Origin of the sequence: Pseudomonas sp. F01002 (assembly GCF_004402115.1) — a bacterium.
Classification (GTDB): Bacteria; Pseudomonadota; Gammaproteobacteria; order Pseudomonadales; family Pseudomonadaceae; genus Aquipseudomonas; species Aquipseudomonas frigoris.
This window is the reverse complement of sequence record NZ_SOPU01000018.1, coordinates 675,823-698,160: the sequence shown is the minus strand read 5'-3', so window position 1 is coordinate 698,160 and position 22,338 is coordinate 675,823. Positions and strand designations below refer to the sequence as shown.

The window sequence follows — 22,338 nt, the reverse complement described above, 5'->3', positions numbered from 1 at the left end:
AGGCAGAAGCTGCGACGCAAGTTCGCCGGTCACTCATAGATCGACGGACTTGCGAAGAGCTTCCTCAGCGCAAAGTCTTGTCTTAGAGCGTTCTGCTCGCCTCCTCCGCTAATTCCTCGCAAAACCATTTCGCGGTGTTTCTTGGTGACCGTATATCGAGAAAACTGCGCCTCAAAGACCGAGAATTTTCGCGCTTGAACGTAGGCTTTTTCCCTAGTTTTAGCCCACATTCCCTTGATCAAAAAACAACCAACCTCCTCTACGATGGCCGGTTCACGGCACTTATGCCTGCCGAAATGTCGTATTCGAACCGGTTGGGACGCGAGTTTCAGTTAAAAAAGCTCATGCCGATTCGGCATAGGGTAGGCGTTTACGGCATTAGACGTTGCTTCCTTGCATCTGAATAGTTGCGCCTTTTTTCGCCTGCCAGAGAGCCGATAACAAGCGCTCCGGGGCACCTTATACGGGGGCCGATGCACAAGACTTTTTCGCCACAAGCGTTCCAGTTCTTGCATCTGTCTGAGTCAAACGCAAGTAAGGGTAAAGATATGAAGAAGGCAAAGCTTAGCCTCGCCTGGCAGATCCTCATCGGTCTGGTATTGGGGATTGCAATCGGTGCGCTGCTCAACCATTTCAGTGCCGAAAAGGCCTGGTGGGTCAGCAACGTCCTGCAACCGGCAGGCGATATCTTTATCCGTCTGATCAAGATGATTGTGATCCCGATCGTGATCTCCTCCTTGATTGTCGGTATTGCAGGCGTCGGCGACGCGAAGAAGCTCGGGCGTATCGGCCTCAAGACCATTCTTTATTTCGAGATCGTTACCACCATCGCCATCGTGGTCGGTCTGGTGTTGGCCAACGTGTTCCATCCGGGCACCGGCATCGACATGAGCACCCTGGGTACCGTGGATATTTCCAAGTACCAGGCCACCGCCGCTGAGGTTCAGCATGAACATGCGTTCATCCAGACCATCCTCAACCTGATCCCGTCGAATATCTTCGCGGCCATGGCCCGCGGCGAGATGCTGCCGATCATCTTCTTCTCCGTATTGTTCGGTCTCGGTCTGTCGAGCCTGCAATCGGACCTGCGCGAGCCGCTGGTGAAGATGTTCCAGGGCATGTCGGAAAGCATGTTCAAAGTCACTCACATGATCATGAACTACGCCCCGATCGGCGTTTTCGCATTGATCGCGGTGACCGTGGCCAACTTCGGCTTCGCGTCCCTGCTGCCGCTGGCCAAACTGGTGATCCTGGTATACGTCGCCATCGCCTTCTTCGCCTTCGTGGTATTGGGCCTGATCGCTCGCCTGTTCGGCTTCTCGGTGATCAAGCTGATGCGCATCTTCAAGGATGAGCTGGTGCTGGCCTACTCCACCGCCAGCTCTGAAACCGTGCTGCCGCGTGTGATCGAGAAGATGGAAGCCTACGGCGCGCCGAAAGCCATTTGCAGCTTCGTGGTCCCGACCGGCTACTCGTTCAACCTCGACGGTTCGACCCTGTACCAGAGCATCGCGGCCATCTTCATTGCCCAGCTCTACGGCATTGATCTGTCGATCAGCCAGCAATTGCTGCTGGTGCTGACCCTGATGGTCACCTCCAAAGGCATCGCCGGCGTACCGGGTGTGTCCTTCGTGGTGCTGCTGGCCACCTTGGGCAGCGTGGGTATTCCACTCGAAGGCCTGGCGTTCATCGCCGGTGTCGACCGCATCATGGACATGGCCCGTACCGCACTGAACGTGATCGGCAATGCCTTGGCCGTATTGGTCATCTCCCGTTGGGAAGGCATGTACGACGACGCCAAGGGCCAGCGCTACTGGAACTCCCTGCCGCACTGGCGCAGCAAGGAAAAATTGCCAGTGGGCGAGATTTCCAGCAATTAAGCAGGTCCCTTGTGGGAGCGGGCTTGCTCGCGAAAGCGGTGTGTCATTCAGTAAATAGGTCGACTGACACTCCGTATTCGCGAGCAAGCTCGCTCCCACACTGGTCCGCGTATATCGCACAAACAAACCCCGGAGAAATCCGGGGTTTGTCGTTTCTGGCTACCCCGCTATCATTCGCCGCATTCTTCGGGGGATTTGACTGATGCTTAATGGCCTGTGGCTTGGCTTCTTCATCGTGGCTGCCGTTTCGGCACTGGCGCAATGGCTGATCGGCGGTAACGCCGGCATCTTCGCGGCGATGGTGGAAAGCATTTTCGCCATGGCCAAGTTATCCGTCGAGGTCATGGTCCTGCTGTTCGGCACCCTGACCCTCTGGCTGGGCTTTCTGCGGATTGCCGAGAAGGCCGGGATCGTCGAGTGGCTGGCCAAAGCGCTGGGCCCGTTGTTCCTGCGGCTGATGCCGGGAGTGCCGGCCGGGCACCCAGCCATCGGCCTGATCACGCTGAACTTCGCCGCCAACGGCCTGGGCCTGGACAACGCCGCCACGCCGATCGGCCTAAAGGCCATGAAAGCGCTGCAAGAGCTCAACCCCAGCGACACCATCGCCAGCAACGCGCAGATCCTCTTCCTGGTGCTCAACGCCTCCTCCCTGACCCTGCTGCCGGTGACGATCTTCATGTACCGCGCCCAGCAAGGTGCGCCCGATCCGACCCTGGTGTTCCTGCCAATCCTGCTCGCCACCAGTTGCTCGACATTGGTCGGGCTGCTGTCGGTGGCGTTCATGCAGCGTCTGCGCCTGTGGGACCCGGTGGTGCTCGCATACCTGATTCCCGGTGCCTTGGCCCTCGGTGCCTTCATGGCGCTGCTGGCGACGCTCTCAGCGACCGCTCTGGCCGGCCTGTCATCGATCCTCGGCAACCTGACACTGTTCGGGCTGATCATGTTGTTTCTGGTGATCGGCGCATTACGCAAAGTGAAGGTCTACGAAGCATTCGTCGAAGGCGCCAAAGAAGGCTTCGACGTGGCCAAGACCCTGCTGCCGTATCTGGTGGCAATGTTGTGTGCCGTCGGCGTGCTGCGGGCATCCGGCGCGCTGGACTTTGGCCTGGACGGGATTCGGCATCTGGTGGAATGGGCCGGTTGGGACACGCGCTTCGTCGATGCGCTGCCGACGGCCATGGTCAAGCCGTTCTCCGGCAGTGCCGCCCGGGCGATGCTGATCGAAACCATGAAAACGTCTGGCGTGGACAGCTTCCCGGCGCTGGTGGCGGCGACGATTCAGGGCAGTACCGAAACGACCTTCTATGTATTGGCGGTGTACTTCGGCGCGGTGGGGATCCAGCGGGCGCGGCATGCGGTAGGGTGTGCGTTGCTGGCGGAGTTTGCCGGCGTTCTCGGCGCGATCGGCGTCTGTTACTGGTTCTTTGGCTAACCACAAAACCCTTGTGGGAGCGAGCAAGCCCGCTCCCACATTGGGTTTGCGTTGGCCTCAAGGTCTGAGCGGTAGCGCGACTTTCTGCCCTTGCTCCACCGCCCAAGCCACCACCTGTGCCGTCAGTTGATCACTGGCCTGGCCAAACCCGGCCACCACCGCCGGCACCTTCGCATCGCTCAACGGCTGGCGCACTTCGAAGCGTCGGCTGGCGAGGATTCGCTGGTCATAACCGCGCACCAGCAACGCATCCAGACGCACGACGACGCTCGCGTTCGTTCCTTGGTATTCAGTCTGGAATGCCTGCAGGCTACCGCCCAGTTCAAGATCCGCCTGGAAGTTGCTGTCGTCGGTGCTCAGCAATGTCACCCGACCATCACGCTGGAAACCATCCAACAGACGATTGCGCAGCAACACCGGTGCCGGGTCGCTCCAGCGCGAAGCCTTGTAGCTGCTGATCAGGTCACCTTGAGGGATCACGGCGATCTTTGGGCTGTTCAAGGCTTCGCTGGCCTGCGGCTTGGTCAGACGCAACGACCAGCGCTGCGGCGTCCCGTGACTGGCCGATGCGCTGCTCTGGGCCGAAGGCAACCGATAGACATCGGACGGCTCGGACTTGGGCAGGATCGAGCAGGCGCTGAGCACAATGAAGCCGGCGAGGAGGGCGAGGTGAGTCAGCTTCATGGCGTGAACTCCTTGTTCTTGTCATTACCCAGCAAATAACCGGTGGGGTTGGCTTCCAGACGCTGGGAAATAGCCCGCAACGACGTCAGGGTGTCGCGCAGTTCACGCACCGCCGGAGCCAGACCATTGAGGCCTTGCATGCCGCTGTTGAGCGAATCCTGATTGGTCGTGAGCAGCGTGTTGATGGTCGCGCTGCTCTGCTCCAGCGACTTCATCGCCTGCTCGGCACTGCCGAACACCTGCTTGCCTTGATCATTGAGCATGCCATTAGCGTTGCGCATCAGCGCCGACGTCTGTTCCAGCATGGCGCCGGCCTGTTTGCCGACCGAGGCCAGTTGCTGCATCGCCTGGCGGATATCGCCGCGTTGGTCGGCGATGGTGCCGGTGGTTTGCTCCAGATGCTCAAGGGTATTGCTGATGCGCTCGACGTTGTCCGAGGAAAACATCTGGTTGGCGTTATGCATCAGCATGTTCACGCCAGCCATCAGGTCGCCGCTGTCGTTCAACAAGCGAGCGATAGGCGAGGGCGATGCAATAATCGTCGGTAATTCACCGTCCTTGCCCTTGAGCTTCGGACTCTGCGGTGTACCACCGCGGAGCTGAATGATCGAGGTGCCGGTGATCCCGGTCAGCGCCAATATGGCCCGGGTGTCCTCCTTGATCGGCGTATCACCACCCAGACGAATCCGTGCCAGCACCCGGCGCGGGTCTTTCGGGTCCAGGCGCAGGGTCACCACGTCGCCGACCTTGATCCCGCTGTACTGCACGGCGCTGCCCTTGGACAGGCCGCTGACGGCCTCGTTGAAGACGATTTCGTAATCCTTGAACTCGGTGTCGACGCTGGACTTGGCCAGCCACAAGCCGAAGAGCAGGGCGCCCGCCACCACAATCACGGTGAACAGGCCGATCAATACATGATGGGCTCGGGTTTCCATGTCAGACCTCCTTAAGCTGTTGAGCGGCGGTCAGCGCCGCGCGGCCGCGAGGGCCATGGAAGTATTCGTGAATCCACGGATCGTCGGTTTCCGACACCTTGTTGATCGCATCCGCCACCAGCACTTTCTTTTGCGCCAGCACCGCCACGCGGTCGGTGATGGTGTAGAGCGTGTCGAGGTCGTGGGTCACCAGAAAAACACTCAGGCCCAACGCATCGCGCAGGGTCAGGATCAATTGATCGAACGCGGCCGCGCCAATCGGATCGAGGCCAGCGGTGGGTTCGTCGAGAAACAGGATGTCCGGGTCCAGCGCCAGCGCCCGGGCCAGTGCCGCACGCTTGATCATGCCGCCGGACAGCGAAGCGGGGTACTTGTCGGCTGCCGACAGCGGCAACCCGGCCAAGGCCATTTTCACTGCCGCCAGGTGTTCGGCGTCCTCTCGGCTCAAACCGGCATGCTCGATCAGGGGCAGGGCGACGTTCTCGGTGACCGTCAGCGAAGAGAACAGGGCGCCTTTCTGGAACAGCACGCCGAAGCGCCGTTCGACCATCGAGCGCTCGTGTTCAGACAGCGTTGGCAGGTTTTTGCCGAAGACCTTCACCACCCCTTCGCTGGGCTGGCGCAAGCCGACGATGCTGCGCAACAGCACCGATTTACCGCTGCCGGAACCGCCGACCACGGCAAGAATTTCGCCCTTGTACAAATCCAGATCAAGGTTCTCATGCACGCTCTGGCGACCGAAGCGATTGCACAGCCCACGGACTTCGATCACCGCCTCAGAGGGCGCTCGGGGTAGTCGACTCACCAGCCCATCTCCATGAAAAACAGCGCGGCCACGGCGTCGAGCACGATCACCACGAAAATAGACTGGACCACGCTGGACGTGGTGTGCGCGCCGACGGACTCGGCGCTGCCGCTGACTTTGAAGCCTTCAAGACAGCCGATGGCGGCGATCAGGAACGCGAAGATCGGCGCTTTGACGATCCCCACCAAAAAGTGCTGAACACCGATGTCGGTTTGCAGCAGCGACAGGAACATCGCTGGCGAGATATCCAGCGCCACCGCGCAAACCACACCGCCGCCGACAATCCCCGAGAGCATCGCCAGAAAGGTCAGCATCGGCAGCGCGACCAGCAGGGCCAAGACTCGCGGCACCACCAGCAGCTCCATCGGGTCCAGGCCCAAGGTACGGATGGCGTCGATTTCTTCGTTGGCTTTCATCGAGCCGATCTGCGCGGTGAACGCACTGGCGGTGCGGCCGGCCATCAGGATCGCGGTCAGCAACACACCGAATTCGCGCAGGAAGGAGAACGCCACCAGGTCCACGGTGAAAATACTCGCGCCAAAACTCGCCAACACCGTCGCCCCGAGAAACGCCACCACGGCGCCCACCAAAAAGGTCAGCAGGGCGACGATGGGGGCGGCGTCGAGGCCGGTCTGTTCGATGTGCGCCACCATCGGCGTAATGCGCCAGCGCTTGGGGCGAAACAGATTGCGGGCGATGGTTTCCAGAATCAGGCCGACGAAACCCAGCAGTTGCAGGGTGTCCTGCCAGATCGCGTCGACCGCGCGGCCGATGCGGGTCAGCAGTTGAATGCCGACGCTGATTTCCGGTTCCTTGATCGGCACGCAGAAGTCGGTCAGCGAGCAATAGACGGTCTGCAACAAGGCACGGTCGGCAGAGGACAGTGTGCAATCGGGATGTTCGGCGGATCGGCCCAAACGCTCGGACCCCAGCAACTCCACCAGCAGCGACGCGCCGGCGGTGTCGAGCGCGCCGAGGCCATTGAGGTCGATGTGAGTGCTGTCGTCGTATTGGCCGCGGAGCTTTTCGCTCAGGTGCTTGAGATCGGCGTAATGGACAAGCGTCCAGTCACCCGTTACCCGCAACTGAGCAGGGGAGTGAGAGGTGTCCAGTCGGGCGCTACCGGCCATTGTGCTGCTGGTCATAAGCTCCGTGCTTTATCGGCTATTACGCAGCTCTACGTAATAGCACGAACGGGTTACTTTGCGGCAGTCGCAGGCTTGTTGTCCTTTACCACGAAGCGCAACACACCGATGACCTGGCCATCTTCGGTCAACACCCGAACTTGCCATTTACCTGCGGGGTTGCCGGGGAAATTCTGCTTGTGGGTCCAGGCCCGATAGCCTTCCTTACGCCCGCCGTGGATATCCAGCGGGATGCGGTCGACCTCTTTGCCGTTGAACTGCCACACGTGGTAGATCCGCTCATCCAGACCGCGCGGGGCGTTGATCGCGGTGTAGGCATATAGCCCGTCACCACGGATCTGGTCTGCGCTGACTTCTTCCAGACTCTTGCCAGGTGTGCGGTCCTGCATTTGCGTGCTGATGGCCACGTCGGTCATCCACAGCGTCGCCGGCGGAACCCACGAACGCAGCACCCAGCCAACGCCACCGATACCCACGGTGATGCTCAAAATCGCCAGCGCATTGCGCACGGTACGAATCGGGAAGATCGACGCCAGACTCGGGAACGACAGCACGACGGCGGTGCCCAGGGCCAGTTTGAAGCTCTGAGCGGTGGTCAGGTGCAGGATGACGGGCAGGGCGGTCAGCAGTGCAGCAAACAGCGTCAGTGTGTGCAGCGCCAGGAACGCCCAGCGCCGGGGGGCCAGCCATTTGTAGTAGAGCGGGTCGATGATGGAAATCAGCGCGGCGATGCCCAGCAGACCGGTGAAGAACAGCTGGCCGCTGTTCCAGGTGGTGGTGATAAAAAAGAACGGCAGGACGAAGAACAGGCTCTCCTGGTGGATCATCTGCGTGGCGTAACGCAGCAGAGGCTGGGGTATTTCGCGTTTGAAGATCCTGGCGAACAGCTTGGTGAGGCTGTTTTCCAGCATCAGCCAGATCCAGCTGACCAGCATGATGGTGGTGATCCAGGTCGCCAGACCTTGCTGGCGATCCACCAGAATGAAGCTGCCGACCCCGGAAATGAAACCACCGAGCGCAATGACCCCTGGGTAGCGCTTCATCAATTCCAGGATGCGCTGGACGTATAGGGTCAGAGTAGGCATTCGGCGGTTCGCAATAGTCGTGGGAAAAATCCCCGACAGGGTAACCGCCGTGGGTCGGCGTGGCGAGGGGCTGCGGTCCGATCACAAAACCCGTGTAGCAGCTGCCGAAGGCTGCGTTCGGCTGCGGAGCAGTCGTAAACCATTCAACCCGGTCCATCAGATATATCTGACGTAACGGATTTGCGACTGCTTCGCAGCCGAACGCAGCCTTCGGCAGCTGCTACACGGTTCGTGGTGCCCTTCGATGCAAGCGCCAACCCAGCAGCATCAATACGATGAGCCCCAACACCCCGCCAATCGCCCACATCAACTGGTCATCACTCATCAGCGGTTTCTCGATGCGTAAATACCCCGGTTGCATGAGCAACTCACGCATGGCCTTGTTCACTTCCTCCAGCGTCACCCCTTGCAGTTCCTTGGCCGGGTTGGCGAAACGGCCGTCCTCGTAGTCCCCAAGGGCACTCCAGTAATAATCGGCCAACGCGCTGTTGCCTTGCACGGCCCAGGCCTGGCGGGCAATGGCGGCCTGCTTGAGGCGGTTGAAGGTGTTGGCATTGAGACCGTCCCTGAGCAACCCAGCCTTCAGATCATCCAGCACCTTTTCGGCCTTGGACACGTCATCGCGCTCAAGGTCTGCGTTCAGGCTCATGAAGCCCACACCGCCAAACACCTCGCGCTCGGCCGAAGGCCCGTAGGACAAGCTATGAGTCAGGCGCAGCTGGCGGTAGAGCGCCCAGTCCAGATAGTCCTTGAGCAAGTCGAAGGTTTCGTCGTGCTGGTCTTCCAGCACCGGCTCTGGCACCAGCCAATGCAACTTGGCACTGCCGCCGACAAAACCGTGACTCAGGGTGCGCTCATGGGCAGCACTGGCCTGGATGGCCGGCAGGGGCGGGTGATCAGTCGGGTCGACCGCTTCAAGCGCGCCATAAGTCCGTTCCAGATAGGCCGGCAGCAAGCGCTCAAGGTCGCCGACGACGATCAGGGTCATGTTATTGGGCGCGTACCAGGCCTTTCGTACCGTCTCCACTTGTTCGCGGGTCAGGTGATCGACCTCAGGCCGCTCGGGGCATTTGAGGCCCAGTTCCACCGCCAGCTGATTACTCGCCGTGTGGCCAAGATCCTGGCGATCCAGCCAGCGTTGCAGGTGCGAGTAATGGCCGCCGTCCTCGCGCTCGACCACTTGTTTGGCGGCGTTGATGGCGTTGTCGTCGATTCGGGTCTGGGTCAGCAGCGCCAGCAGCAGGTCGAGGACCTTGCGCTGGTTTTTCGCCGGGGCTTCAATGACGAACGTCGTGTCGGCATTGCTGGTGTAAGCGTTCCACTCGCCACCCAAGGCCTGCATGCGCTCTTCCAGCCCGCCTTCGCCCGTGGCGTCGATGCCGCTGAACAGCAAGTGCTCAAGCAGGTGCGGCAGCTCCTTGTCGGCGCAGCTGAAATCATCGATGCCGACGCCGACCACCAGACGAATCGCCACATGCCCACGCTCGGTGCCGGGTTTGAGCAGCAATTGCAGGCCGTTGGGCAGCGTATAGCCCTCGACCTGAAAGCGATCCAGGGCAAATGAAGGGAATGAGCCAAGCAACAGACAGGCGAACAACAGACAACGCATAGCAAGCTTCCAGGCAACCAATCGGAGATCCGTGTCGTCAGCCAGGCCGCCTTCGCGAGCAGGCTCGCTCCCACAGGTGATCTGAGTCGGACACAATTTCCGAGTACACCGAGGATCCACTGTGGGAGCGAGCTTGCTCGCGAAGGCGGCCTTCATGCTGAATCAATGTTACTGACTGACCACTCTGCCAGACGTTCAAGGCGAATGCGTGATGTCAGCGAAATCGTCGACAGCCAGGGCGCCGGTGTCGGAAGTTTCCAGCACCACATACGCGCTGCTGCAAAACAGCGAATTCAGACGCTTCATGTCGGCAATCAACTCAAGATGCAACGAACTGGTCTCGATACTCTGCACGATCTTACGTTGCAATCGGCTGACGTGAGCATGGGCCAGGCGCCGTTCCTGTGCGCGAAAGCGACGTTTCTCACGCAATAACTGGCGGGCACTTTCCTTATCGGCACTGAGGAACACTGACAAGCCGAGGCGCAGGTTGGAAATCAACTGACTGTGCAGCCCCGCCAGTTCTTCCAGGCCAACCTCGGAAAAAGACCGGCGCTGCGAGGTTTTCTGCTGCTGAACCTTGCGCAGCATGCGTTCGATGACGTCGCTGGCGAGTTTAAGGTTGATCGCCAACTCGATGATTTCTGCCCAACGCCGGCTGTCCTGCTCGCTGAGGTCCTCGCGGGGCATTTGCGCCAGATAGAGCTTGATCGCACTGTAAAGCGATTCAACATCATCGGTCAGGCGCCGCATTTCCTGGGTAATGGCGGTTTGCTTTCCGTTCAGCACGTCGAGCATGGCCTCGAGCATGTTGTCGATCAGGTCGCCGATGCGCAGGGTTTCCCGGGCGGCATTGGCCAGCGCCAGACTGGGCGTGACCAGCGCTGTTGGATCAAGATGCCGCGGTTTGGCGGTGCCGTTGATTTCCGGCCGCTCCGGAAGCAGCCACGCGCAAAGCCTGGCCATCGCCCCGACACTGGGCAGCAAGATCAGGCAGCGCGCGGTGTTGTAGAGCAGGTGAAAGCCGATGACCATTTCCTGAGGGCTGAAGTCCAGGCTGTCGATCCAGTGCACTAACGGGTCGAGTACCGGGATGATCAGCAACAGGCCGATCAGTTTGTAGAGCAGGCTACCCAACGCCACCTGACGGCCAGCGGCGTTCTGCATGCTGGTGCTGAGGAAGGCAAGGATGCCGCTGCCGATGTTGGCGCCGATCACCAGGCCGATGGCCACAGGCAGGCTGATCACTGCGGCACCGGCCAGGGTCGCGGTCAGCAGGACGGCGGCCAGGCTGGAGTAGGAAACCATCGCAAACAGGGCGCCGACCAGGGCATCCAGCAAGATGTCGCCGGTGAGCGAGGCGAAAATCACTTTCACGCCTTGGGCTTGGGTAATCGGCGCGGCAGCCTCGACGATCAGTTGCAGCGCCAGGATGATCAGCCCCAGGCCGAGACTGACCCGGCCCATCTGTCCGACCCGGGTCTGTTTGCGCGACAGGAAGAAAATCACCCCAAGAAAGATCAGCAGCGGCGATAGCCACGACAGATCGAAGGTCAGCACCCGCGCCATCAGCGCGGTACCGACATCGGCCCCGAGCATCGTCGCCAGGGCCGGGGTCAGCGCCATCAGGCCCTGACCGACAAAGGAGGTGACGAGCATGGCGGTGGCGTTGCTGCTCTGGACCATCGCCGTCACGACGATCCCCGAGATGAACGCCAGCAAGCGCTTGGACATGTTCCGGCCAATCACGTGGCGCAAGTTTGAACCGTAGACCCGCAGGATGCCGGTTCGGACGATGTGCGTGCCCCAAATCAACAAGGCCACGGCAGATAACAAATTGAGCAGGGTGAGCATGCAGGCCCCCTGTGGTGGTAGCGCCCCAAAGGGGCAAGTTGACGGTGCCGCGCGTTCTTCTACGTTCTGTACTTAAGCTGTAGTTGGCTAACGGTCTGCGCGCCAGCATCGCACAGCTAAAGAAGCGATTGAAACAAAACTGTCATGAAAACAGGTTGATGCCGAGGTGAAAAAGGGGCCCATAGATCTCAGCCCCTCAGTTGAAAGGTTACGCGACCATAACCTGTGGCGAGGGAGCTTGCTCCCGCTGGGCTGCGCAGCAGCCCTAAAATCGGGGGGAGAACTCAATCGCTGAAATGATCCCTGCTCAGCCCTATGTCGATCAGATACCTGGCTGTTTCGGCGTCTCGCTCATCACAGCGGGCGTAGCATTTGATGTGCAGTAACAGACTGTATTTGTTGGGAATCAGAAGAATTACTCCATCAGCCTGATCAAACAGCTTGGCTTGTAACTGTCGTTTCTCTTCATCACTCGATACTTTTATCCAGTCGTTACCTTCAGCCAACTCAGGTGTCCAACCGGTCTTTTTGAACAGGGATTGCAGCTCGCCCAACAGTTTTGCTGTTTGGGCGAAAGGTAACGTCTCCACCATCGGAGACGTAGTGATGCCATCCACTTTTCCCTTGTTGTAACCCACAGCCCCGTAGATGGTTTGGGGCAAGGTAAAGCCATGTTCAGGATCATCAAACGTAATGACGACCGGACTGCTTATCCAGGTGGAGTCAACTTCGGGAGGTTCGCTTGGGTAAACCGCGGTTTGGCGCTCGACGGGGAAAGTAGAGTCTTTGACGACCTCGGCATATGCTTTGCCGACATGGGCATAGAGCGTGGCGGAACTGGACATGAAATACGCTATAGCACCCGCCAACAAGACAACTGACCCAGTCGCGATAATCAGCGCTCGACGTGAAAACTTCATCACTTGATCCCGCCTCCATTGGCAATGTCCGTAATCGATTGCTTCAACTGAGCACGAGTTGCGGGATTTTTAAGCAAATTGTCAAATTGACTGGCTGCACGTAATACGAACTCCATCCGCTGATCTTTGTCCGCAAGATTAGCCACAGGGTTCTTGGAAAATGAAACCTGCCTGCTATCAGGTGCTTTACATTGACTAGCCAGCGTTAATTGAATTTCTTCTGCCGCGCCGGACATCAACCCTGTTACCACAGACACATAGTTACCTGCGTGCGTGCTACGCATCAGCGCTGCGAAGTGGGTGTCCTCGTACATGGCTGGTTGCAAGATATTCAATTGTTCATGACGCGCCATCTGCCTTACGCTCTCGGCAATGTCGCCGCCATCAATGGCTTCAAAGGTCCGATATATCTCGCCTGCATCAACACCAAACTCCACCTTCCCTGCAATCGGCCACATCACATCTTTCAGAATGCCGCGACGGCTCTTCAAGCATTTCTCCATTTCCTTATAGCCCCGCACCATAAAAAATCGATGCAGCGGATAAACATCCAGAAACAGTGAGGTGTTACCGAGGGCAAGCATTTCATACACGTAGTCCAACTGCTGCTGAATAGCGGAACGGGAGCTGTCGCCGAAGGTAATATCATCAGTAGGAAGAGGATTGGCCGCTTTGGCTTTCGCTAATTCTTTCTCGATTTCTGGATCTGTCTTACTGAGCTTGAACCCAAACCCTTCGAAAATGGTTTCCGACTTACCCGTTCGCAATTTCTCTTGCGCAGCCTTCTGCGCCGCAATAGCCGTTTGCAACTTGGTGGCATGAATCAACCCACACCCCACCTGCTTCGAAGCAAACGCCGCCAACCCCGCCCACTGAAACCGGTTATCCGCCAGCCACAACTGCGCATACGCGGCGTTGATCTTGCGGTTGCGAGCTTGCGGGTCGGCAATCAGTACGCCGCCCGGTGCGACCCATTCTTCGGCTTCTTTCTGAAACCTGCGCCAGAGGCAGTTACAGGTTAGCAACGGCACTTCGACACGGGTTTTCGGGTTGGGACCGCCCTTGGTGGTTTCGCGTTTGCAGGCGGGCAGTTCGCAGGTGCTGTCCCAGAGTTTTTTCATGTCCAGGTCGTCTGGAGCGATGCATTGGCCGGTCATTTCATTCTTCCTTGAGGCGTCAGACAGTCCAGCGGACTACGGCGAGGTCGGGCTGTAAGGTGGCGACGCTTTGGGTCATGCCCAGGGCGTTGGTCTGGCCTTTGACGATGCGGCCTTCGGCGGTTTCGATTTCGTAGTCCTGTTCGGCAATCGGTTCGCCATTGCCGGCGCTGACGGCTTTGAATTCGACCAAGGGCTGACCAATGATCGGCAGGGGCGGAATGAATGGTGCGGCGGTGTGACCGCTGCCGATGATGACGTTGCCGGAGCCGCCGATCACCACGCCGCCATGGCTGGCGGTACTGTCGAGGGTCATGGCGTTCAGGCCGTTGACGAACACCGTTGAAGAGAATCCACCGCTGAGGGCCTGACCGCAGGTGCATTTGTCGCTGACCCGAGCGGCGGCGAGACCGTTGAAAAAGACATCGGGTGAGCCGCTGGCGATGGGGTTGGTGCCGTGCCTGGAAGCGGGCAGGTGGTGGGGTCCGTGAGGCGCGCGGCGAGCGGGGGACGCTAAACACCAGAACTCTGTGCGTCAACCTTTGGAAAGAGCTGTCGGCTAATTCTTCAACTGCGTTGATGTGATTCACGCGCTCTACGACACATGTTTAATGACACCCAGAGTTACTTCTCGGAGGCTACAACACCTTGCGTCGTTGCCTACGGTTACGCCAGAATCCGCCGGCTTGTGCGCCTTGGCCTGGGTCTCTATCGTTTCCCAGTCGCTGAAAAACAGTGATCGGGTTTGGTAGCCCGGAGTCTGGCGCATAGCCACTTCTTGCGGACGCTTATTCAGGTCGCAGCTTTATGGTGGCCATGCGCAGGGTCCCTTCGGGGGCGCCGGTTCCAGTACTCCGGTCTACCAACCTGTGTATGGCCGCCACCCTTCGTTTGGTAGCGAGAGTGATGGCTCCACGTAATCAGTACTGGAGTTCTATCTATGTTCAAGGTAACGCCCAACCCACCGGACACCGATCCGGTCCCCCACGACTTCCCGCCGCGCAAACCCAGCAGCATTTTCTTCATAGACCCCAAGGTCGATAACGAAACCTTACTCGCGCACGCCTGCGAATCGTTGGCGTCAGCCAGCGTAATGGCCAGTGATTTCGCAGGGTTTCTGGATGGCCCACAGCGCAGCACTCTGCTGGGGATTCAGCAAAGCATCATGCTGGGGGAATTGGCCGTGAATCGAGTGCTGGATAACCTCGATCCGCCAGGGTAATCACAGAGCAAAAAAAATGTGGGAGCGGCTTGCTCGCGATGAGGCCATCACATTCAACATTGATGTTGACTGACAGGCCTCTATCGCGAGCAAGCTCGCTCCCACAGGTTTTGCGCACTCACTGACTGACGTAGTCAGCGCAGCGCATTCGGGTTACTGACCCGGAATGTCCTTGCGCAGTTTCACCGGATCCTGCTGCTTGCGCTTTTTCGCCATCGCGGTGCGCATCTTGATGTTGATCGCTTCCACCGCCAGCGAGAACGCCATGGCGAAGTAGACGTAGCCTTTTGGCACGTGAACGTCGAGGGATTCAGCAATCAGCACAGTACCGACGATCAACAGGAACGATAGCGCCAGCATCTTCAGCGACGGGTGCTTGTCGATGAACTCGCTGATGGTGCCGGAAGCCCACATCATCACCAGCACGGCAACGACGATCGCCGCGACCATGACCGGTACGTGGGACACCATGCCCACAGCGGTGATAACCGAGTCCAGCGAGAACACGATGTCGATGATCGCGATCTGAATGATGGTGTAGAGGAAGTTGCCGCCCTTGCCGCCCGGCTCCTCATTGGTTTCGTCTTCACCTTCCAGCGCGTGGTACATCTCTTGCGAGCTCTTCCACAGCAGGAACAGACCACCGAAGAACAGGATCAGGTCACGCCCGGAAATACCCTGGCCGAACACTTCGAACAAGTCGGCGGTAAGGCGCATGACCCAAGTGATCGACAGCAGCAACAGAATCCGCGTGACCATGGCCAGTGCCAGGCCGAAAATCCGTGTGCGCGCCTGCATGTGCTTGGGCATGCGGCTGACCAGGATCGAAATCATGATGATGTTATCGATACCCAGAACGATTTCCAGGGCGGTCAGGGTGAAGAAGGCAACCCAGATTTCAGGGTTGGTCAGCCATTCCATGTGTATTCCTTTGTGGATGTGTTAAACCACGAAGGGCCCGGGCTTCAAACAACAAAGCCTGGACCCGTCATGGTGAGTCTTGGGCTTATAGAGTGCTGAACAGCGGAAAAGTCCCCATCAGCAAGGCGGCGATCAGTATGCACATGCAAACCAGCACTGCCCACTTCAGGGTAAAACGCTGGTGATCACCGAAGTCGATACCGGCCAGGGCCACCAACAGGTAGGTCGATGGTACCAGCGGGCTCAACAGGTGGACGGGCTGACCGACGATCGAGGCACGTGCCATTTCAACCGCGGTTATACCGTAATGGCTGGCGGCTTCCGCAAGTACCGGTAACACGCCGTAATAAAATGCATCGTTCGACATGAAGAACGTGAACGGCATGCTCACCAGTGCAGTGATCACCGCCAGGTACGGGCCGAGGAAGTCCGGGATGACCGCCAACAGGCTTTTCGACATCGCATCGACCATGCCGGTGCCCGACAGGATACCGGTGAAGATACCGGCCGCGAAGATCAAACCGACCACCGCCAGCACGCTACCGGCGTGAGCCGCGACGCGGTCCTTCTGCTGTTGCAGGCACGGATAGTTGACGATCATCGCGATGCTGAACGCCACCATGAACAGCACAGGCATCGGCAACAGACCGGCAACCAGGGTGCACATCAGGGCCAGGGTCAGGGCGCCGTTGAACCAGATCAAATTCGGACGACGGGCATCCGGGAATTGCGAAACGGTGATTTCACTGTGGTCTATTTCTTCGCCCACCAGGTGCAGCTCACCCAGGCGCGCACGCTCACGCTTGCCATAGAAGTAGGCAATCAAGAGGATTGCCACAACGCCGAAAGCCATCGCCGGAATCATCGGTACGAAAATATCGGACGGGTCCACATGCAGCGCACTGGCGGCGCGAGCGGTCGGGCCGCCCCAAGGCGTCATGTTCATCACGCCACCGGCGAGAATGATCAGGCCGGCCATGATCCGCGGGCTCATGCCGATGCGGGCGTAGAGCGGCAGCATAGCGGCTACGCAGATCATATAAGTGGTCGCGCCGTCACCATCGAGGGACACGACGAGCGCCAGTACGGCGGTGCCGACCGAAACTTTCAACGGGTCGCCCTTGACCAGTTTGAGGATCTTGCGCACGGCCGGGTCGAACAGGCCGGAGTCAATCATCAGGGCGAAGTACAGAATGGCGAACATCAGCATCACACCGGTCGGTGCGAGCTTGGTGATGCCTTCGAGCATCATCGGGCCGATCTTCGGCGCAAAACCACCGAACAGCGCGAACAGGATCGGGATGATGATCAGAGCGATCAGCGCGGAAAGGCGCTTGGTCATGATCAGGAACATGAACGTGATGACCATGGCAAAGCCAAGGAAAGTCAGCATGGGAATACTCCAGGCATAGCGCGGCTAGGGAATGGGCGAACCGGGTGGGTCAGCGCAGAACGGGAAGCACGAGGCGTATGGGCGGAGTGACAGCGAAGTGGCGGGTAGCAGAGGACATCAGGATCACCATTGTTGTTGTTAAATGGGCTGTGCGAGCGATAAAACACTGGCATTGGCCGACCGGTCTGTTGCCGGTAGTGGGGGCGATCCTAATCGGGGAAGCTTTCACCCAGCTTTCGCGGATGAAAGCATTGACCAGATGTGCAACCGGTCGTCGGGCGGGGTCAAAGTCCCTGAAAACAGGGCAGGAGGACAAAACATGGTCGAAATTCATACAGGCGGCTGCCATTGCGGAAATCTGCGCTATCAATTCAGTGGGCCTTTGCACGACATCGCCCACTGTCATTGTTCGATTTGCCGACGGGTCAGCGGCGGGATCGTGACCACCTGGATCACCGTGCCGGCATCCGCCTTTGAATGGGTGAAAGGGACACCCGCGCAGTACGACTCTTCAACAACCTGCGTGCGGTATTTCTGCGGCAACTGTGGGGCGCAACTGGCGCTGGTCTCGCACCTGAGCCCGGACAGCATCGACGTGACCATTGCCACCCTCGATCATCCCGAGCAGGCACCCGCCCAACGGCATATCTGGACGGACAACCGTCTGCCCTGGCTGCATCTGGATGAACATTTGCCCGGCGAAGCTGAGGAACAGTTGTAAACTGATCAAAAAATAGACAGATCCAGCGGCCGAACCGCGCCCATCCAGATGGCATACTCGGTGTGATCGAGCAGATCGTTCCCGGTGTCCGGGTGCAGGAACACCACCAAACCCTTGCGGTTGAGCGCAAGCCAGGGCAGCACGTCGCCGATGTATTGCGGCTCGAAAGCCAACTGGCAGCTCCAGTCCGGGTGTGGGCCCACCGGCCGTTCATGGACGCGCCCCATCCTCACTGGAAACAGTTGCGCCGCCTGCTCACACAAGGCTCGCGCCTGAGGAAGGGTGCTGGCGTCGAAATAAACATGGGCGTGGTAGCCCTTGATCCGCTGCATTTGAAACCCTCTGAACCGAGTCGAACCGGCGTTGTTTCCCACAGGTCACACGCCATATTGATAGAAAGAACGGAGCACGGCCATGAAAAATGCCGAAACCCCGGTGGTAAAAGTGGTGCTTTATGGTGCCATGAGTAGCTTGGGCAGTGCGCTGATGGCTGAAATGCTGCGGCGCCAACATGAAGTGATCGCGATTCTCGATGATTTGACGGCGCTCGCGCCGCGCCCGGGATTGCGGACCAAGACCGGTGATTTGTTCGACGCCAAGCGAGTCAAGCAGAGCGTCGCCGGGTGTTCGGCGGTGATCTGTCTCCTGGATGCACCCGGATTGCCGATGAACAGCGAGCACGTGGAAAAATTCATCGTGCCCGGCCCGGTCGAGCAAGTGCTGGCGGTGGATGCTCTGATCGATGGCATGCAGGCCTCAGGGATTGCCCGGCTGTTTCTGGTCGGAGATTTCGAGGTACTGGACGATCCGGAGATAGAAGATCGACTGCAACGCCACGCCGCCGAAGAAATCCGCGAGGCCCTGCAAAGTAGCACCTTGCACTGGACGCTGGTGAATGCGCCCCGCGGGGTGCCCGGGCTGACCATCGAACATTTCAGCCACGTCAGCAGCAGCCTGGAGCCGGGTCTCGCCGAACCGCTTGAACGGTTGATCCGGGTGGCCGTGGGGATTGCCGATGAGTTGCGGTTGAACCTGCATGTCGGCGAACACGTAACCTTCGTCGCGACTTCAGAGCCGTAAAGATCGCAGCCTGCGGCAGCTCCTACAGGGCTCCGCGTATCGGCATCGATCTTTGCCATGCGCGGCCCACTGTAGGAGCTGCCGCAGGCTGCGATCTTTTCGCTTCTAAACGGCAATCGACGGTAACGGTAAGCCGTTCAGCGATTGCGCACTGCTCGCCTGCTCGGCCATCAGCCAGTCCACAAACTGTTGAATCAGCGCACCACGCCTTTTTCGCTGGGGCAGGACCACGTAATAGCCGAGCCTGGAAATGACAGTTTCCGCAATCGGTCGACACAACAAACCTTGCGCCAGCAAGTTATCCACAAGGTGCCGCCACCCGATGGCCACGCCTTGGCCGCCAATCGCCGCTTGAATCAGCAGCGTGTAATTGTCGAAGCGCAATTGCCCAGGCGCAGGTGCCGAAGCGATCCCCAATTCCCGAAACACGCCGCTCCAGTCGAACCAGTTGCTGCTGTTTTCGCCTCGAAGGTGCAGCAGCGGGAACTCGAGCAATGACTGGGATGGCAAGGGCAGGGGACGATCCTTCAACAGCAGCGGGCTGCACACCGGAAAGACTTCTTCGCTGAACAGCCAATGGCTTTCGCCCTGCTTGAATCGGCCATCACCAAACAACACCGCCACATCAATATCGGTGCGCAGCATGTTGAGGCTGCGTTCGCTGGTGACCAGGCTGACATCCACCTGAGGATTGGCGGCATGGAAGCGGTGCAGGCGCGGCATCAGCCAATACGCGGCGAAGGCGAAATCGGTGGCGACCTGCAACACTTCATGTTGGTGCTGTGCACTGATCGCGCTCAATCCTGCATCGATGTTCTGCAATCCGAGCTGAACCTGCTCAAACAGGATCGTTCCGGCCTCGGTCAATTCGATGCCACGATAGATCCGGTCGAACAGCCGCGTCCCGAGTTGTTCTTCCAACCGTTTGATCTGCTGGCTGATGGCCGGTTGCGTGGTGCCGAGCTCTACCGCGGCAGCCGTGAAACTGCGCTGACGGGCCGCCGCTTCAAAGGCGCGAAGCAAATCCAGAGACAAATCACCAAGGGCGTCATACATAAGCTGTGCTTATCCTAGTCATTGCCGTGCATGGGCTTTACCACAAATTGCTTGGGCTACATGCTCGATCGCAGCACTCTCGCATAAATATTCACTATGGAATGCCGCGATCACATGAAGCGCAAGAATATTCTTTTCATCATGGCCGATCAGATGGCCGCGCCAATGTTGCCGTTCTACGGCCCTTCGCCCATCAAACTGCCCAATCTCAGCCGTCTCGCCGCCCAAGGCGTGGTGTTCGACGCCGCCTATTGCAACAGCCCACTGTGCGCGCCGTCGCGTTTTACCCTGGTCAGCGGTCAGTTGCCGAGCAAGATCGGCGCCTACGACAACGCGGCCGATTTCCCCGCCGACGTACCCACTTATGCCCACTACCTGCGTCGACTCGGCTACCGCACCGCGCTGTCGGGCAAGATGCATTTCTGTGGCCCGGATCAGCTACACGGCTATGAAGAACGCCTGACCAGCGATATCTACCCGGCCGATTACGGCTGGTCTGTGAACTGGGACGAACCAGACGTGCGTCCGACCTGGTTTCACAACATGTCTTCGGTGCTGCAAGCCGGGCCGTGCGTACGCACCAATCAACTGGATTTCGACGAAGAAGTGGTGTTCAAGGCCCAACAGTATTTGTTCGATCACATTCGTGAGGATGGCGATCAGCCGTTCTGCCTGACCGTTTCGATGACTCACCCACACGACCCGTACACCATTCCCAAGGCCTTCTGGGACATGTACGACGATGCCGATATCCGATTGCCCGAAACCCCGGCGCAGACCGAACTTGATCCACACTCGCAGCGTTTGCTCAAGGTTTACGACCTGTGGGACAAACCGCTGCCTGTGGATAAGATTCGCGATGCGCGCCGGGCGTACTTCGGTGCGTGCAGCTACGTCGACAGCAACGTCGGCAAACTCCTGCAAACACTCGAGGAAACCGGCCTGATCGACGACACCATCATTGTGTTCTCCGGCGACCACGGCGACATGCTCGGCGAGCGTGGTCTCTGGTACAAAATGCACTGGTACGAAATGGCCGCCCGCGTGCCGCTGTTGATCAGTGCGCCGGGGCAATTCGGCGCTGGCCGGGTCAGCGCGGCGGTCTCCACTGCCGATCTGTTGCCGACCTTCGTGGAACTGGCCGGCGGGTCGCTGGAGCCTGGGTTGCCGCTGGATGGCCGCTCACTGGTCTCGCACCTGCAAGGGCAGGGCGGTCATGACGAGGTCTTCGGCGAATACATGGCTGAAGGCACCATCAGCCCGTTGATGATGATTCGTCGCGGCGCCTACAAATTCATCTACAGCGAAGACGACCCTTGCCTACTCTTCGACGTACACAACGACCCGCGTGAACAGGAAGAGCTCAGCCAATCGCCGCAACATCGGCCGCTTTTCGATGAATTTCTCGCCGAAGCCCGTGCCAAATGGGATATCCCGGCGATCCACCAACAAGTGCTCGCCAGCCAACGGCGCCGACGTTTTGTCGCCGATGCGTTAACCATCGGCAAACTGAAGAGCTGGGATCACCAGCCGCTGGTGGACGCCAGTCAGCAGTACATGCGCAACCACATCGACCTCGACGATCTGGAGCGTAAAGCACGTTATCCACAACCCTGCCAAAACCAATAAGTTAAGGGGAATGCCATGCGTAGGTTATCCACAGCAATGACGGTCGGGCTTTTGGCTCTGGGCAGTGCATCGGCGTATGCCGATCAGAGTTGCGAGACGGTGAAAATGGCCGACCCTGGCTGGAGCGACATTGCCGCGACCAACGCCATCACCGGGTTTCTGCTGGACGGCATGGGCTACAAGGCCAAGGTCGACACGCTCGCAGTGCCGATCACCTTTGGCGGCTTGAAAGACGGTCAGGTCGACGTGTTTCTCGGTAACTGGATGCCGGCACAACAGGGTTTCTACGACAAGTTCGTGGCCACTGGCGATGTCACGCAACTGGCGAAGAACCTCGACGGCACCGAATTCACGCTCGCGGTCCCGGATTACGTCTGGGACGCGGGTGTGCATGACTTTTCCGACCTGAACAAATACGCCGACAAGTTCGACAAGAAGATCTACGGCATCGGCTCCGGCGCTCCCGCCAACATCTCCTTGCAGGAAATCATCAAGAAGAACGACTTTGACATGGGCCAGTGGAAACTGGTCGAGTCCAGTGAGCAGGCGATGCTGGCGGAAGTGTCTCGTGCGGTGAAAAAACAGAAGTTCGTGACCTTCCTCGGCTGGACCCCGCACCCGATGAACGTGCAACTGAAAATGCACTATCTGAAGGGCGGCGAGAAGTACTTCGGCGACACCGGCAGCGTCCACACCCTGACCCGCAAAGGTTATGCACAGGCCTGCCCGAACATCGGCAAACTGCTCACCAACCTGAGTTTCACCCAGGAAATGGAGAACAGCATCATGGCCGACGTGGTGAACAAGAAG

The 22,338-nt window shown here is 59.0% G+C and carries 20 protein-coding genes and 1 pseudogene; 7 read left to right on the top strand and 14 right to left on the bottom strand.

Going from position 1 to position 22,338, the window contains the following annotated elements; all coding sequences use genetic code 11:
* The first annotated feature begins 548 nt into the window (after positions 1-548).
* Both gltP and E3W21_RS17095 read left to right on the top strand, forming a co-directional pair.
* Positions 549-1,880: a glutamate/aspartate:proton symporter GltP gene (gene gltP / locus E3W21_RS17100; protein WP_134421143.1), complete on the top strand. Its 1,332-nt coding sequence runs from the start codon at positions 549-551 to the stop codon at positions 1,878-1,880.
* 202 nt (positions 1,881-2,082) lie between these two features.
* Positions 2,083-3,312 (top strand): nucleoside recognition domain-containing protein, encoded by a 1,230-nt coding sequence (locus E3W21_RS17095; protein WP_134421142.1) that lies wholly within the window; start codon positions 2,083-2,085, stop codon positions 3,310-3,312.
* A gap of 57 nt (positions 3,313-3,369) precedes the next feature.
* Here the strand turns inward: E3W21_RS17095 and E3W21_RS17090 are convergent, their stop codons facing one another.
* The 10 genes and pseudogenes from E3W21_RS17090 to E3W21_RS17045 all read right to left on the bottom strand — a co-directional run.
* The gene (locus tag E3W21_RS17090) at positions 3,370-3,996 is read right to left on the bottom strand and encodes an ABC-type transport auxiliary lipoprotein family protein (RefSeq protein WP_134421140.1); all 627 of its coding nucleotides are present in this window, start codon (positions 3,994-3,996) and stop codon (positions 3,370-3,372) included.
* On the bottom strand, positions 3,993-4,931 hold the full coding sequence (locus E3W21_RS17085) for an MlaD family protein (protein WP_134421138.1): 939 nt from the start codon (positions 4,929-4,931) through the stop codon (positions 3,993-3,995). The genes E3W21_RS17090 and E3W21_RS17085 overlap by 4 nt, the downstream gene beginning before the upstream one ends.
* A 1-nt stretch (position 4,932) precedes the next feature.
* Positions 4,933-5,736 (bottom strand): ABC transporter ATP-binding protein, encoded by an 804-nt coding sequence (locus tag E3W21_RS17080; RefSeq protein WP_134421136.1) that lies wholly within the window; start codon positions 5,734-5,736, stop codon positions 4,933-4,935.
* Positions 5,733-6,881: an ABC transporter permease gene (locus E3W21_RS17075; protein WP_134421134.1), complete on the bottom strand. Its 1,149-nt coding sequence runs from the start codon at positions 6,879-6,881 to the stop codon at positions 5,733-5,735. The genes E3W21_RS17080 and E3W21_RS17075 overlap by 4 nt, the downstream gene beginning before the upstream one ends.
* 53 nt (positions 6,882-6,934) lie before the next feature.
* On the bottom strand, positions 6,935-7,966 hold the full coding sequence (locus tag E3W21_RS17070; RefSeq protein WP_134421132.1) for a DUF5924 family protein: 1,032 nt from the start codon (positions 7,964-7,966) through the stop codon (positions 6,935-6,937).
* Between the two features lie 220 nt (positions 7,967-8,186).
* Positions 8,187-9,575 (bottom strand): pitrilysin family protein, encoded by a 1,389-nt coding sequence (locus E3W21_RS17065; RefSeq protein ID WP_134421130.1) that lies wholly within the window; start codon positions 9,573-9,575, stop codon positions 8,187-8,189.
* A gap of 195 nt (positions 9,576-9,770) precedes the next feature.
* Positions 9,771-11,429: a Na/Pi cotransporter family protein gene (locus E3W21_RS17060; RefSeq protein ID WP_134421128.1), complete on the bottom strand. Its 1,659-nt coding sequence runs from the start codon at positions 11,427-11,429 to the stop codon at positions 9,771-9,773.
* Positions 11,430-11,713: 284 nt separating this feature from the next.
* Positions 11,714-12,349 carry a hypothetical protein gene (locus E3W21_RS17055; protein ID WP_256661574.1) on the bottom strand — a complete coding sequence of 212 codons (636 nt, stop codon included), beginning with the start codon at positions 12,347-12,349 and terminating at the stop codon, positions 11,714-11,716.
* Positions 12,349-13,506 carry a DUF2515 family protein gene (locus E3W21_RS17050; protein ID WP_134421126.1) on the bottom strand — a complete coding sequence of 386 codons (1,158 nt, stop codon included), beginning with the start codon at positions 13,504-13,506 and terminating at the stop codon, positions 12,349-12,351. The genes E3W21_RS17055 and E3W21_RS17050 overlap by 1 nt, the downstream gene beginning before the upstream one ends.
* A gap of 19 nt (positions 13,507-13,525) precedes the next feature.
* A pseudogene (locus tag E3W21_RS17045) lies at positions 13,526-14,007 on the bottom strand (PAAR domain-containing protein); the annotation flags it as partial.
* Between the two features lie 439 nt (positions 14,008-14,446).
* On the opposite strand from E3W21_RS17045, the gene E3W21_RS17040 reads away from it, so the two are divergent.
* Positions 14,447-14,728: a DUF6124 family protein gene (locus tag E3W21_RS17040; RefSeq protein ID WP_134421124.1), complete on the top strand. Its 282-nt coding sequence runs from the start codon at positions 14,447-14,449 to the stop codon at positions 14,726-14,728.
* Positions 14,729-14,881: 153 nt separating this feature from the next.
* Here the strand turns inward: E3W21_RS17040 and E3W21_RS17035 are convergent, their stop codons facing one another.
* Complete coding sequence (locus E3W21_RS17035) at positions 14,882-15,649, bottom strand: TerC family protein (RefSeq protein WP_046044900.1); 768 nt, start codon at positions 15,647-15,649, stop codon at positions 14,882-14,884.
* 85 nt (positions 15,650-15,734) lie between these two features.
* A complete protein-coding gene (locus E3W21_RS17030; RefSeq protein ID WP_134421122.1) occupies positions 15,735-17,042 on the bottom strand; it encodes a CitMHS family transporter in 1,308 nt (435 codons plus the stop codon).
* Positions 17,043-17,361: 319 nt separating this feature from the next.
* On the opposite strand from E3W21_RS17030, the gene E3W21_RS17025 reads away from it, so the two are divergent.
* Positions 17,362-17,763, top strand: coding sequence for a GFA family protein (locus E3W21_RS17025; protein WP_134421120.1), 402 nt, complete (start codon positions 17,362-17,364; stop codon positions 17,761-17,763).
* A gap of 5 nt (positions 17,764-17,768) precedes the next feature.
* Here E3W21_RS17025 and E3W21_RS17020 read toward each other — a convergent pair whose 3' ends face one another.
* A complete protein-coding gene (locus E3W21_RS17020; RefSeq protein ID WP_134421118.1) occupies positions 17,769-18,095 on the bottom strand; it encodes a DOPA 4,5-dioxygenase family protein in 327 nt (108 codons plus the stop codon).
* 82 nt (positions 18,096-18,177) lie between these two features.
* Between E3W21_RS17020 and E3W21_RS17015 the strand changes: the two genes are divergently transcribed.
* On the top strand, positions 18,178-18,843 hold the full coding sequence (locus E3W21_RS17015) for an NAD(P)-dependent oxidoreductase (RefSeq protein ID WP_134421116.1): 666 nt from the start codon (positions 18,178-18,180) through the stop codon (positions 18,841-18,843).
* Positions 18,844-18,948: 105 nt separating this feature from the next.
* Here E3W21_RS17015 and E3W21_RS17010 read toward each other — a convergent pair whose 3' ends face one another.
* Positions 18,949-19,899, bottom strand: a complete 951-nt coding sequence (locus E3W21_RS17010; protein WP_095126794.1) for a LysR family transcriptional regulator — start codon at positions 19,897-19,899, stop codon at positions 18,949-18,951.
* A gap of 114 nt (positions 19,900-20,013) precedes the next feature.
* Here E3W21_RS17010 and betC point away from each other — a divergent pair, with 114 nt between their 5' ends.
* Positions 20,014-21,528, top strand: coding sequence for a choline-sulfatase (gene betC / locus E3W21_RS17005; protein ID WP_134421114.1), 1,515 nt, complete (start codon positions 20,014-20,016; stop codon positions 21,526-21,528).
* 15 nt (positions 21,529-21,543) lie between these two features.
* Positions 21,544-22,338 (top strand): glycine betaine ABC transporter substrate-binding protein (locus E3W21_RS17000; protein ID WP_256661573.1); only part of this gene is annotated, 795 nt, incomplete at its 3' end.

Coding starts and splice junctions, on each gene's coding strand:
- gltP (WP_134421143.1), top strand. CDS start 549: ATGAAGAAGGCAAAGCTTAGCCTCGCCTGGCAGATCCTCATCGGTCTG.
- E3W21_RS17095 (WP_134421142.1), top strand. CDS start 2,083: ATGCTTAATGGCCTGTGGCTTGGCTTCTTCATCGTGGCTGCCGTTTCG.
- E3W21_RS17090 (WP_134421140.1), bottom strand. CDS start 3,996: ATGAAGCTGACTCACCTCGCCCTCCTCGCCGGCTTCATTGTGCTCAGC.
- E3W21_RS17085 (WP_134421138.1), bottom strand. CDS start 4,931: ATGGAAACCCGAGCCCATCATGTATTGATCGGCCTGTTCACCGTGATT.
- E3W21_RS17075 (WP_134421134.1), bottom strand. CDS start 6,881: ATGACCAGCAGCACAATGGCCGGTAGCGCCCGACTGGACACCTCTCAC.
- E3W21_RS17070 (WP_134421132.1), bottom strand. CDS start 7,966: ATGCCTACTCTGACCCTATACGTCCAGCGCATCCTGGAATTGATGAAG.
- E3W21_RS17065 (WP_134421130.1), bottom strand. CDS start 9,575: ATGCGTTGTCTGTTGTTCGCCTGTCTGTTGCTTGGCTCATTCCCTTCA.
- E3W21_RS17060 (WP_134421128.1), bottom strand. CDS start 11,429: ATGCTCACCCTGCTCAATTTGTTATCTGCCGTGGCCTTGTTGATTTGG.
- E3W21_RS17055 (WP_256661574.1), bottom strand. CDS start 12,349: ATGAAGTTTTCACGTCGAGCGCTGATTATCGCGACTGGGTCAGTTGTC.
- E3W21_RS17050 (WP_134421126.1), bottom strand. CDS start 13,506: ATGACCGGCCAATGCATCGCTCCAGACGACCTGGACATGAAAAAACTC.
- E3W21_RS17040 (WP_134421124.1), top strand. CDS start 14,447: ATGTTCAAGGTAACGCCCAACCCACCGGACACCGATCCGGTCCCCCAC.
- E3W21_RS17035 (WP_046044900.1), bottom strand. CDS start 15,649: ATGGAATGGCTGACCAACCCTGAAATCTGGGTTGCCTTCTTCACCCTG.
- E3W21_RS17030 (WP_134421122.1), bottom strand. CDS start 17,042: ATGCTGACTTTCCTTGGCTTTGCCATGGTCATCACGTTCATGTTCCTG.
- E3W21_RS17025 (WP_134421120.1), top strand. CDS start 17,362: ATGGTCGAAATTCATACAGGCGGCTGCCATTGCGGAAATCTGCGCTAT.
- E3W21_RS17020 (WP_134421118.1), bottom strand. CDS start 18,095: ATGCAGCGGATCAAGGGCTACCACGCCCATGTTTATTTCGACGCCAGC.
- E3W21_RS17015 (WP_134421116.1), top strand. CDS start 18,178: ATGAAAAATGCCGAAACCCCGGTGGTAAAAGTGGTGCTTTATGGTGCC.
- E3W21_RS17010 (WP_095126794.1), bottom strand. CDS start 19,899: ATGTATGACGCCCTTGGTGATTTGTCTCTGGATTTGCTTCGCGCCTTT.
- betC (WP_134421114.1), top strand. CDS start 20,014: ATGAAGCGCAAGAATATTCTTTTCATCATGGCCGATCAGATGGCCGCG.